The organism is Streptomyces sp. NPDC018029 (genome assembly GCF_044327655.1).
Taxonomy (GTDB): domain Bacteria; phylum Actinomycetota; class Actinomycetes; order Streptomycetales; family Streptomycetaceae; genus Streptomyces.
The window spans coordinates 102,267-113,431 of record NZ_JBIRFV010000015.1; the positions used below are offsets into that span (position 1 = coordinate 102,267).

The window sequence follows — 11,165 nt, forward strand, 5'->3', positions numbered from 1 at the left end:
GGCGAGGGGGCAACATGAAGACGATCTCCACGCTAGGAACCGGCGTACCGCCGAACCATCGGGCTACCGGGCCGAATCCCCCTGGGGAAAGCCCCCGTACGCACACCTCGGTCCCGCGCCCGAACCGCCTTGACCTGGAGTCCACTCCAGCTCCTAGGGTCGGAGCCGATCACCGGGCACACCCCAGGAGGTACCACCATGACCAGCCTTCCCACGCGCCGGCTCGGCGCGCTGACCGTCTCCGCCCAGGGCCTCGGCTGCATGGGGATGAGCCACGGCTACGGCACGTCGGACGACGCGCAGTCCATCGCGACGATCCACCGCGCCCTCGACCTCGGCGTCACCCTCCTCGACACCTCCGACTTCTACGGCGGCGGCCACAACGAACAGCTCATCGGCCGCGCCCTCGCGGGCCTGCGGCGCGAACAGGCCGTGATCGCCACCAAGTTCGGCTTCGCCAACCGGCTCGGCGAGCCCACGCTCATCCGGGGCGACGCGGCGTACGTGCACGAGGCCTGTGACGCCTCGCTGCGCCGTCTCGGCGTCGAGCACATCGACCTGTACTACCAGCACCGGGTTGACCCGAGCGTGCCGATCGAGGAGACCGTCGGCGCGATGGCCGAGCTGGTCCGGGCGGGCAAGGTGCGCCACCTCGGGCTCTCCGAGGCCAGTGCGCGCACCCTCCGGCGAGCGCACGCCGTGCACCCGATCGCCGCGCTGCAGAGCGAGTGGTCGCTGTGGACCAGGGACCTGGAGGCGGAGATCGCGCCGGTCTGCCGCGAGCTCGGCATCGGCCTCGTGCCGTTCTCGCCGCTCGGGCGCGGCTTCCTCACCGGCCGCTACACCTCGCTCGACGGACTCCCCCAGGACGACCTGCGCCGCACCCAGCCCCGCTTCACCGACGGCAACCTGGAGCGGAACCTGTCCATCGTGGAGACCCTGGACGCGCTCGCCGCCGAGAAGGGCGTCACCGCGGGGCAGCTCGCGCTCGCCTGGGTGCAGCACCGGGGTGCCGACGTGGTGCCGATCCCGGGCACGCGCCGCGAGAAGTACCTGGAGGAGAACGTCGGAGCCGTCGCGATCGAGCTGTCGGCCGACGAGCTCGCCGCGATCGACGCGGCGGCGCCCGCGGGCCGGGTGGCGGGCACGCGGTACGACGAGCGCAGCCTGGCGGCCGTGGACAAGTAGGGGCGCGTAACCTGCGGGTATGTCCTTTCCCGACGAGAACACCGACGGCGCCGCGAGCGGTGCCGTCCCGGTGTTCCGTCCCGTGCCGGACGTCCTGGCCCACCTCGCGGGCGAGTGGCGCGTCGAGCGTACGGTCCGGGACCTCGCTGACGGCTCCGAGGGCCGCTTCACCGGTACGACGCTCTTCTCGCCGCTGCCCGCCCCGGACACCGGCGGCCTCCTCCACCACGAGTCCGGCACCTTCACCTGGCACGGCGTCGCACGCCCCGCCGAGCGCACACTGCGGTTCCTGCCCGGCGAGGAGGCGGGTACGGCCCGCGTGGAGTTCGCCGACGGCCGCTTCTTCCACGACCTCGACCTGCGCACGGGCCGCTGGACGGCGGACCACCCCTGCGCACGCGACCTCTACCGCGGCGAGTTCGAGGTGGTCGACGCGGACCGCTGGCGCGCCCGGTGGCGGGTCGGCGGCCCGGCGAAGGACCTGCTGCTCGTCACGGAGTACCGGCGGACGCAGTGACTCACTGGGTGCCGCGCGCCATCCACTTCTCCGGGGCCTCCAGGACCTTGAAGCCGAGCTTCTCGTAGACCCCGTGCGCGTCCCCCGTGGCGAGCAGGGTGCGTCGCACGCCGTACGGCTCCAGGTGCGCGCAGACCGCGTCGACGAGCGCGACACCGAGGCCCTTGCCGCGCACGTCCGGCGAGACGTACACGTCGCAGAGCCAGGCGAAGGTGGCCCGGTCGGTCACAACGCGGGCGTACGCGACCTGCTCCCCCGAACCCGCCTCGTACACCCCGAAGTTGATCGATCCGGCGATCGCCGCGTCCTGCTTCTCGCGGGTGCGTCCGAGCGCCCAGTACGCGTCGGTGGAGAGCCAGTGGTGGACGCGGGCGGCGTCGATGCGGGCGGGGTCGGCGGATATCTCATAACCGTCGGGCACGGTGACACTGTCGTTCATGGGGCGAGCCTCGCAGCCGCCGCGGGGTGGAGTCGAGTGGATTCCGCCTGGTGGGACGGGTGGTCCACGGCTACCCCAGCACCTCGTCGCACGCCACCCGCAGCCTGCGCACCCCCTCCGTGATCTCCCCCACCCCGGCGATCGCCGCGAAGCTCAGCCGGACGTGTCCTGCCGGGGGTTCGGCCGCGAAGTACGGGCGGCCGGGGGCCACGGCCACGCCCGCGCGCAGGGCCGCGGAGGCGAACGCGGACTCGTCCACACCGTCGGGCAGCCGCAGCCACAGGTTGTAGCCGCCCGCCGGGATGTGCGGCACCGTGAACTCGGGCAGGCGCAGCCGCAGCGCCGCCGCCATCGCGTCCCTGCGCTCCTTCAACTCCCCCGCCACCGCCCGCAGATGGCGCGGCCAGGCCGGGGTGCCCACCAGTTCGAGTGCCGCTTCCTGGAGGGGGCGCGGCACGAAGAAGTGGTCGACGACCTGGATCGCGCGCAGCCGTTCGAGGACCGGTCCGCGGGCGGCGAGCGCGCTGACGCGGAAGCTCGGCGAGGTGGCCTTGGTGAGCGAGCAGACGTGGACGACGACGCCGTCGTGGTCGTCGGCCGAGAGCGGGCGCGGCAGCGGCCCGGCGTCCTCGTGGACGAGGCGGCGCACGAAGTCGTCCTCGATGACGAAGGCACCCGCCTCGCGGGCGATCCGCAGGACCTCGGGGCGGCGCTCGGCGGAGAGCACGGCGCCGGTCGGGTTCTGGAACAGCGGCTGGCAGACGAAGACCCGGGCGCCGGTCGCCCGGAAGGCGGCCGCCAGGAGCTGGGGCCGCACCCCGTCGGTGTCGACCGGGACCGGCACCGGCCGCAGCCCCGCCGCCCGCGCGATCGCCAGCATGCCCGGATACGTCGGGGACTCGACGAGGACAGGGGCGCCGGGCGGGGCGAGCGCCCGCAGGGCCGTCGTCAGCGCGCTCTGGCCGCCCGCCGTGATCAGCACTTCGGCGGCCGTGATCGCGCCGCCGATCCCCCGGGCGAACCACTCGCGCAGCTCGGGCAGGCCGTCGACGGGCGGCCGTCCCCACGCGCCGGGCCGCCGACCCGCCCGTGCGAGGGCCGCCGCCATCGCGCGCTCGGGCTGCAGTGCGGGGTTCAGATAGCCGCCGTTGAACTCGATGATGCCCGGCGCCGGCGCGGCGAGGGTGGCCAGGACCCCGGAGGCGTCGACCGAGCGCGGCACGAGTTCGGCTGCGGCGTCGGCGCTCAGCGTCACCTCCTGCCACGAGGTGTCCCCGGCGGGTGCGGCGGCCGCCGCCGGTTCCGCGCGGAAGACGCCCGCGCCGGGCCGGGTGACGACGAGCCCTTCGGCGGCGAGCTGCGCCAGCGCCCGCGACACGGTCACCGGGCTCACCCTGAACCGTTCGACGAGCGACCGGCTCGACGGCAGCTTTCCACCCGGTGAGTAGCGGTCCAGCTCGCTCCGCAGACTTTTCGCCAGTTCAGCCACGCTGCTACTGTCATGCATGACAGCACAGGATAGCGCTACTCGCCCGACCCGGATAGCGGTCCCGGCCCCCGCGGAGACTCCCCGGCCGGCCCGTCCCTCCGGCACCCGCCGCGCCGGCACCGTCATGGCCGCCCTCGGCGTCACCGCCTTCTCCCTCACTTTCCCCTCGACCGCCTGGGGCCTCGAAGGCATCGGGCCCTGGAGCTTCGTCACCCTGCGCGGCGTGCTCGCCGCACTCGTCGCGGGCGGCTGTCTGCTCGCCCTGCGCATCGCGGTCCCGCACCGCCGCCACTGGGCGGGGCTCGCGGTGGTCGGCGCGGGCGTCGTCGTCGGTTTCCCGCTGCTCACCACGCTCGCCCTGCAGACCTCCACCACCGCGCACGCCGCCGTGGTCGTCGGCCTGCTCCCCCTCACGACCGCCGTCCTCTCGGCGCTGCGCACCGGCGCGCGCCCGTCGCGCGCGTTCTGGGCCGCGGCGCTCACCGGGGCCGCCGCCGTCATCGCCTTCACCGTGCAGCAGAGCGGCGGCGCCCTGACCGCCGCCGACCTCTACCTCTTCGGCGCGCTGCTGATCTGCGCGGCCGGCTACACCGAGGGCGGCCGGCTGGCCCGTGAGATGCCCGGCTGGCAGGTCATCGGCTGGGCGCTGATCCTCTGCCTGCCGCTCAACGTCGTGGGCGCGCTGGTCGCCCTGCCCCACGAGTCCTTCCAGCTCACCGGGCACAGCACGGCCGGGCTGCTGTACGCCGCGATCGGCTCGCAGTTCCTCGGCCTGGTCGTCTGGTACCGGGGCATGGCGGCGATCGGCGTCCCCAAGGCCAGCCAGCTGCAGCTCGCCCAGCCGCTGCTGACCCTGGTCTGGTCCGTGTTCCTGCTCGGCGAGCACCTGACCGTCGCCGCGCCGCTCACGGCCGCCGCCGTCCTCGTCTGCATCGCGGTCACCCAGCGGGCCCGGAGCTGACCCGCGGCACGCCGCACCAGGGGTCAACCGCCACCACCCGTCGTAGACTGACGGCCACGGAACGCGACCGCAGAGCGGACGAGGGAGCACTCCACATGCGCGCAACCGTAGGTGACCGACTGTTGGTGCACGGCAGGATCGTCGGGCAGCGCGACCGCACGGCGGAGATCATCGAGGTGCTGGGCGCGGACGGCGGCCCGCCGTACCGCGTCCGGTTCGACGACGGCCACGAGACCCTGATGTCGCCGGGCCCCGACACCGTCGTACGGCATCAGGACCCGGCTCAGTAGCTCACATGGCTCCGCGCGGTGGCTTCGCCGGCTCCTGGTAGTGGTCGGCGACCACCCGCGCCATCGCGCCGATCTTGTCGACGCCGACTTCCTTCGCCGAGAAGTAGATGTGCCCGCGCACCTCGTCGAACCCCTTGGCGTACGTGAGGTGCCTGGACAACTCCGCCGGGTCCTGCCAGGCCGCGGGCTGCGCCGGGTCACCCGCCTTGTAGAGGGCCTCGCCGATGTAGAGGTTCACGCCGGTGCCGCGCACGACGTCGTTCCACCACGGGATGAGCTTGGCGTAGTCCGCGGCGGGGAAGCCGATGTTCCAGTACACCTGCGGGACGATGTAGTCGAGCCAGCCCTTCTTCACCCAGCCGCGCGTGTCGGCGTACAGGTCGTCGTAGGTCTGCACCCCGGCCCGGGTGTCCGAACCCGTCGGGTCGGTCGCGATGTTGCGCCAGACCGCGAAGGGGCTGATCCCGAACTGCGTCTGCCGCCGCGCCTTCTTCACCCGGCCCGACATCTCGCGCACCAGCCGGTCGATGTTGTCGCGGCGCCAGGAGGCCCGGTCCGGGAAGCCGCCGCCGTACTCCTCGAAGGCCGCGTCGTCGTCGAAGACCTGGCCCGCGACGGGGTACGGGTAGAAGTAGTCGTCCCAGTGCACCGCGTCTATCGGGTACTTGCGGACGGCGTCCAGCATCGCGTCCTGGACGAAGCGCCGCACCGCGGGCAGGCCCGGGTTGTAGTAGAGCTTCCCGCCGTACGGCACGACCCAGTCGGGGTGCACCCGCGCGGGGTGCGTGGCCACCAGGCGCGACGGGTCGGTGTGGTTGGCGATCCTGAAGGGGTTGAACCACGCGTGCAGCTCGAGACCCCTGCGGTGCGCCTCCTGCACGGCGGTGCCCAGCGGGTCCCAGCCCGGGTCCTTGCCCTGCGTCCCGGTGAGGTACTCCGACCACGGCTCGTACGGCGAGGGCCACAGGGCGTCGGCCGTGGGGCGCACCTGGAAGACCACCGCGTTGAGTCTGCGGCTCGCCGCCGAGTCCAGGTAGGCCAGGAGCTCGCTGCGCTGCTGTGCCGCCGGGAGCCCCGGCTTGGAGGGCCAGTCGCGGTTGACGACGCTCGCCAGCCACATGCCCCGCAGTTCGCGCTTCTTCTTCCGTCGCCGGTCGGGAGCGGCGGCCGCGTCACCCGCCGTCGCCAGGCCGGCCACCGCCGCCGCGGCCACCACCGAGAAACCCCGACGTGACATACGCCTCATCTGCATGCCCCCTGAGCTCGCTGTGCACCGGCACCCCTTGCCGGTTGCGGACAGCATGCCCGACCCGGCCCGCCATGGACCCCTCATTGCGGAGTAACGTTCACGGCCGAGGCAGGCACCGCATCCAAACGGGGGTACGGGGACCTGCCGGCCCCGTTGATCAGCGAAAGGCACGAGGTGACCGACTCCATGACCGATATCGCACGCGTCGGAGTGGTGGGCTGTGGCCAGATGGGCGCCGGAATCGCAGAGGTCTGCGCCCGCTCCGGACTGGACGTGAAGGTCGCGGAGACCACCGGCGAGGCCCTGGAAATCGGGCGTACACGGCTCTACAACTCGCTCTCCAAGGCAGCCGAGCGCGGCAAGATCTCCGACGAGGAGCGCGACGCGACGCTCGACCGCCTCAGCTTCACCACCGACCTCGGCGAGTTCGCCGACCGTGACCTGGTCATCGAGGCCGTGGTGGAGAACGAGCAGGTCAAGACGGAGATCTTCCAGGTGCTCGACCAGGTGGTGACCCGGCAGGACGCGATCCTCGCCTCCAACACCTCCTCCATTCCGCTGGTGAAGCTGGCCGTCGCGACCTCGCGTCCCGACCAGGTCATCGGCATCCACTTCTTCAACCCGGCGCCGGTGCAGCAGCTCGTCGAGCTGATCCCCGCGCTGACCACCTCCGAGGGCACCATCAGCCGGGCCCAGGCCGTGGTCGAGAAGATCCTCGGCAAGCACGCGATCCGCGCCCAGGACCGCTCCGGCTTCGTGGTCAACGCGCTGCTGATCCCGTACCTGCTCTCCGCGATCCGGATGTTCGAGTCGGGCATCGCGAGCCGTGAGGACATCGACAACGGCATGGAGCTGGGCTGCGCCCACCCGATGGGCCCGCTCAAGCTCTCCGACCTGATCGGCCTGGACACGGTCGCCTCGGTCGCCGACTCCATGTACGCCGAGTACAAGGAGCCGCTGTACGCCGCTCCCCCGCTGCTGCAGCGGATGGTGGACGCCGGGCGGCTCGGCCGGAAGACCGGCTCGGGCTTCTACACGTACGCCTGACGGGCCGTACGCCTGACGGGGCTCACTCCCCGTACGAACACTCTCTGTACCCGACGGGCCCGGCACTCCTGCGAGTGCCGGGCCCGCGGCGTTCACACACCGTGTGCGCCGGGGGCTCGCATATGCCCATCGCACACTCTCCCGCCCTGGCCACCGCGCTAGTTCACTTTCTGTGCGGAGGAAGGGGGGACGCGCCATTACAGAGAGGAGTGGTCTCGTGACCACCGACGGCGAGAGTGCCGTGGTCCCGGAAGAACTCGCGGAGTTGCGACGCTGCCTGGACGTGGGGCTCGCCCGCGTCGACGGACGGCTGGCGTTGCTCACTCAGCACGACGAGCAGACCGCCAAGAACGTGGAGACCATGGAGGCCAGGGTCACCGCGCTGGAGAACACACGCTGGCCGCTGCCCACCATCGTCGCCCTCGCGGCGGTCGCGGCGATCGCCGTGGCGGTCTGGCAGGCCATCGGTCGCTGACTAGCGCGCGTCCTGACCGAGGCGCAGATGGTGGAGGAGGAGCAGGGCCGCGGCCATGTTCGCGGCCGGCACCTCCCCGCGGGAGACCATGTCGGGGACCAGCTTGAGCGGGACCCACTCGCGGCGGTCCGACTCGAAGTCGTCCTCGGGATGACCGATGTACGTCCCTTCGTCGGACCAGTAGATGTGGTGCCGGGCGTCGGTGAGGCCGTTGGACGGCTCCACGCTCATGAGGTGCCGCAGCGGGCCCGGCCGCCACCCGGTCTCCTCCTCCATCTCGCGTGCCGCCGCGTACGCGATGTCCTCGCCGTCCTCGACGACGCCTGCCGCGAGCTCCCAGCCCCAGCTGTCGGTGATGAAGCGGTGCCGCCACAGCAGGAGCACTTCGTTGGCGTCGTTGACGACGGTGGCCACGGCGACGGGCCGCAGCCGTATCAGGAAGTGGTCCAGATGCCGGCCGTCGGGCAGTTCGACGTCGGCGAGATTGACCGTGAACCACCTGTTTCCATACACAGTTTGTTCGCTCTGTTTCGTCCACTGCACGGTTCTGCCACCTTCCGACTGGTAGATGGCAATATCGCAGCAGACGAATCTTTGCAGCAGCGTGTGTGCGCCTCCGGACTGTGCGTCACAGCGGTACGCGCAGCGCCCCCGCGATGAGTTCGGCCGCCTCGGCCGTGCCCGCGCAGTCGCTGCGGACCAGGTGCTCGCGCACGGCGCGCAGCCGGTCGCGCAGCCGCTGGGACTCCATGCCCCGCGCCTGTTCCGCCATTTCCACCGCCGTGGCCACCGCCTCGTCGGTGTTGCCCTGGCGCAGTTCGATCTGGCTGAGCATGGCGAGCCGGTGCACCCGCCCGCGGTCGTGCGCCGGAGTGTCCACGGCCGCCGCGGCGTGCTCCCGGGCGCTGACCAGATCGCCGAGGCTGAGCAGCGCCTCCGCCACTTGCACGTTCACCAGACCGGGCTGGACATAGCCGGTCTCGTCCGGCTCACGGCCGCGCAGGATCCGGTCGGCCGCGGCCTCCGCACGCCGGATGCAGGACAGCGCGCTCCTGCCGTCGCCCAGGTGTGCGTACGCCTTGGCCTGCATCGCGTACAGGTCGGAGGCGAGCGCCGGGGTCAGGTCGCGGCCCGCCGCCCGCAGCGCCGCCTCGGCGAACGCGACGGCCTGCCGGTACTCGCGCATGAACAGCGACTGGTTGACGAGCAGCGCGATCACATACGCCCCGAGCCCCGTGTCGCCGCTCGCCTTGGCGAGGCGCAGCGCCTGGTGGAAGTAGCGCTGGGCGAGGCCGTGCGCGTCGGAGTCGTAGGCGCAGATTCCCGCGATGGCCACCAACCCGCCCGTGGAGCGGTGCAGTTGGCGGCCCATCTCGTCGGTGTAGCTGCCGCGCAGCAGGGGCGCGGCCTCGGCGTTGAGGAAGCCGACGATGCGGGTGCGGGTCGCGATGCCCCCGGTCTTGCGGTACATCTGCTCGTAGTGGGCGCGGGCGGCGCGCATCATCTCGATGTCGGCCGTGCTGACGGGGTGCCGTCCGCCGCGGGAGACGTCGACGTCGTCGGGCGGGTTCTCCCACTCCCAGACGGGCATCACGGCGGGTGTGCCGGTGACGGCGGGGGCGCCGAGCAGGTGCGGGCGCTGCTGTTCGTCCGAGCGCCACAGGGCGGTGGCCCGTTCCACGAAGCCGGAGAGCGTGGAGGCGGCCGAGCCGACCCGGGCGGCGGGGACACCGGGCAGCCCGAGGCCGATGTCGTCCAGGGTGACGGGCCGCTGCAGCCGGGCGGCGAGCACCTCGCAGATCAGGTCGGGCACCTGGCCGCGCGGGCGCTGGCCCTTCAACCAGCGGGACACGGCGGTGTGTTCGTACCGCAGTGCGAGGCCTCTGGATCTGCCGGCCTGGTTCACATGTGCGGCAAGTCCCGCGTGGGAGATGCCGGCTTCGTCGAGGATCGCGTCGAGCAGGGTGTTGGGCTGCATGGATGCCCTCCGGTGGCTCGGTGCTCCTCAGATTAGTGGAGGTCCCTTCACACGGGGTGTGAACGGAGTGCTCGAATCCGGGGGGTGTGCGCTCTGCCGCACGGTGTGTGGGATCGCTTGACTGAGGTGCCTCATCAGTTAAGGAGGCCGGCCGGGCCGTCGGCTCCCCCCTCGAACAGCGCGGCGGCCCTCACTCGCGTCGTCCGTCCCGCCGTCTGCCCACAACTCCATGGCGGGGCGGATGGCGCACGCCGGTGTTCCACCGCCTGCCCGGGCCGGTCAGCCGCCCGGACGCGCCGGAGTCCGGCCGCCTTTCACCTGCCGGTCATGGAGCGGACGTGCCGCTCCGACTCGTGTTCCGGCTCCGGCTCCGGCTCCTCCTCCGGCTGCTGCAACGGGACCCTCTTCCGGTCGTTGCGCAGCACGAGCAGCGCCGTGTCGTCGGACGGCAATCCCTCGGAATGGCGGAGGAGTTCGGCGTAGACCCTGCGGATGAGGCCCTGCGGGGAGACCGGCGGGACGCGGGCCGCCTCGGCGAGGACGGCCCGCAGCGGGAAGAACGTCCCCGCCGCGTCGCGCGCGTCCTCCATGCCGTCCGTGTGCAGGACGAGCAGCTCGCCGGGCAGGAGCCGTCCGCAGTTGAGCACCGGCAGGTCGGCCGGGAGCGGGAAGGAGCCGAGCGGCGGCAGCGGCACACTGTCCGTCAGGTGCCGCGCGGTGCCGCTGAGCAGGTGCGGCCAGGGGTGGCCGCAGTTGAGCGCGGAGATTCCGCCATCCTTGGCGATCTCCAGAAGCAGTACGGTGACGAACTCCTCGGCCAGCGCGCTGTCCGGCGCCGGGGTGCCGCTCGCGGCGCCTCCGGCCCGCGAGCGCTCGTGCAGGTGCCGTGCGAGTGCCCGCTCCAACCGGCGCAGGACCAGAGGCAGTTCGGGCTCGTCGTGGGCGGCTTCCCGGAAGCTGCCGAGCACCGCGGCGACGGTCCCCATGGCGGCGAGGCCGTGGCCGCGCACGTCTCCCATCACGACACGGACGCCGTGGTCGGTGGCCGCCACCTCGTACAGATCGCCGCCGACGGAGGCGCCCCGGGACGCGGAGAGCCGTCCGGCGGCGAGCGTGAGCCCTTCGACGCGCGGCGGCAGGGGTCTGAGGAGTACGTTCTGTGCGGCGCCCGCGACCTCGCGGACCTGCCGCAACTCCCGCAGCAGCGCCCGCCGGACGTGGAGGATGAGCCCGGTGCCGACGGCGAAGAAGACGGCACTGCTGACGATCCGCGCCCCCATGCTGTCCTGCGTGGCGAGCGGGCAGGCCAGTTTGTACGTGATGGCGACGGCGCCCCACACCGTGGGCAGGCCCAGCGTGAGCACCCGCCGGGCGCCCTGCCGCTCCGCCCGGCAGGGGGCTCTGGTCTTGATACGGATCATGCCGGTGGCCCCCCTTGGCCCTGTTCCGCGCGCAGACCGGCCCTTACGACCGGATCGATTCTGTCTACCGTGTGATCCGATCGGGCCAAGTGACGCCACATGTCACCCAAA

Annotated in this window: 12 protein-coding genes; 6 read left to right on the top strand and 6 right to left on the bottom strand. The window is 72.3% G+C overall.

The window, feature by feature from the left end; translation table 11 throughout:
• Positions 1-198: 198 nt before the first annotated feature.
• Positions 199-1,188 (top strand): aldo/keto reductase, encoded by a 990-nt coding sequence (locus ACH4D5_RS35290; protein WP_398311062.1) that lies wholly within the window; start codon positions 199-201, stop codon positions 1,186-1,188.
• Between the two features lie 19 nt (positions 1,189-1,207).
• Positions 1,208-1,705, top strand: a complete 498-nt coding sequence (locus ACH4D5_RS35295) for a DUF6314 family protein (protein ID WP_398311065.1) — start codon at positions 1,208-1,210, stop codon at positions 1,703-1,705.
• A gap of 1 nt (position 1,706) precedes the next feature.
• On the opposite strand, the gene ACH4D5_RS35300 is transcribed toward ACH4D5_RS35295, so the two are convergent.
• Both ACH4D5_RS35300 and ACH4D5_RS35305 read right to left on the bottom strand, forming a co-directional pair.
• Positions 1,707-2,144, bottom strand: coding sequence for a GNAT family N-acetyltransferase (locus ACH4D5_RS35300; RefSeq protein ID WP_398311068.1), 438 nt, complete (start codon positions 2,142-2,144; stop codon positions 1,707-1,709).
• Between the two features lie 70 nt (positions 2,145-2,214).
• Positions 2,215-3,651: a PLP-dependent aminotransferase family protein gene (locus tag ACH4D5_RS35305; protein ID WP_398311071.1), complete on the bottom strand. Its 1,437-nt coding sequence runs from the start codon at positions 3,649-3,651 to the stop codon at positions 2,215-2,217.
• Between ACH4D5_RS35305 and ACH4D5_RS35310 the strand changes: the two genes are divergently transcribed.
• The gene (locus ACH4D5_RS35310; protein WP_398311074.1) at positions 3,650-4,594 is read left to right on the top strand and encodes a DMT family transporter; all 945 of its coding nucleotides are present in this window, start codon (positions 3,650-3,652) and stop codon (positions 4,592-4,594) included. The two genes, ACH4D5_RS35305 and ACH4D5_RS35310, sit on opposite strands and share 2 nt — an antisense overlap.
• Positions 4,595-4,689: 95 nt before the next feature.
• The gene (locus ACH4D5_RS35315; protein ID WP_398311077.1) at positions 4,690-4,884 is read left to right on the top strand and encodes a DUF1918 domain-containing protein; all 195 of its coding nucleotides are present in this window, start codon (positions 4,690-4,692) and stop codon (positions 4,882-4,884) included.
• A 1-nt stretch (position 4,885) separates the two neighbouring features.
• Here the strand turns inward: ACH4D5_RS35315 and ACH4D5_RS35320 are convergent, their stop codons facing one another.
• On the bottom strand, positions 4,886-6,130 hold the full coding sequence (locus ACH4D5_RS35320) for a glycoside hydrolase family 10 protein (RefSeq protein ID WP_398311080.1): 1,245 nt from the start codon (positions 6,128-6,130) through the stop codon (positions 4,886-4,888).
• A 189-nt stretch (positions 6,131-6,319) separates the two neighbouring features.
• On the opposite strand from ACH4D5_RS35320, the gene ACH4D5_RS35325 reads away from it, so the two are divergent.
• Positions 6,320-7,180, top strand: coding sequence for a 3-hydroxybutyryl-CoA dehydrogenase (locus ACH4D5_RS35325; RefSeq protein ID WP_398311083.1), 861 nt, complete (start codon positions 6,320-6,322; stop codon positions 7,178-7,180).
• Positions 7,181-7,397: 217 nt separating this feature from the next.
• Positions 7,398-7,655, top strand: coding sequence for a hypothetical protein (locus ACH4D5_RS35330; protein WP_398311086.1), 258 nt, complete (start codon positions 7,398-7,400; stop codon positions 7,653-7,655).
• Here the strand turns inward: ACH4D5_RS35330 and ACH4D5_RS35335 are convergent, their stop codons facing one another.
• The 3 genes from ACH4D5_RS35335 to ACH4D5_RS35345 all read right to left on the bottom strand — a co-directional run bounded on the left by ACH4D5_RS35335 (position 7,656) and on the right by ACH4D5_RS35345 (position 11,054).
• Positions 7,656-8,198 (bottom strand): NUDIX hydrolase, encoded by a 543-nt coding sequence (locus ACH4D5_RS35335; RefSeq protein ID WP_362993555.1) that lies wholly within the window; start codon positions 8,196-8,198, stop codon positions 7,656-7,658.
• 85 nt (positions 8,199-8,283) lie between these two features.
• Entirely contained in the window at positions 8,284-9,633 is a 1,350-nt protein-coding gene (locus ACH4D5_RS35340; protein WP_398311089.1) for a transcriptional regulator, read from the bottom strand.
• Between the two features lie 314 nt (positions 9,634-9,947).
• Positions 9,948-11,054: a PP2C family protein-serine/threonine phosphatase gene (locus ACH4D5_RS35345; protein WP_398311092.1), complete on the bottom strand. Its 1,107-nt coding sequence runs from the start codon at positions 11,052-11,054 to the stop codon at positions 9,948-9,950.
• Between the last annotated feature and the right edge of the window lie 111 nt (positions 11,055-11,165).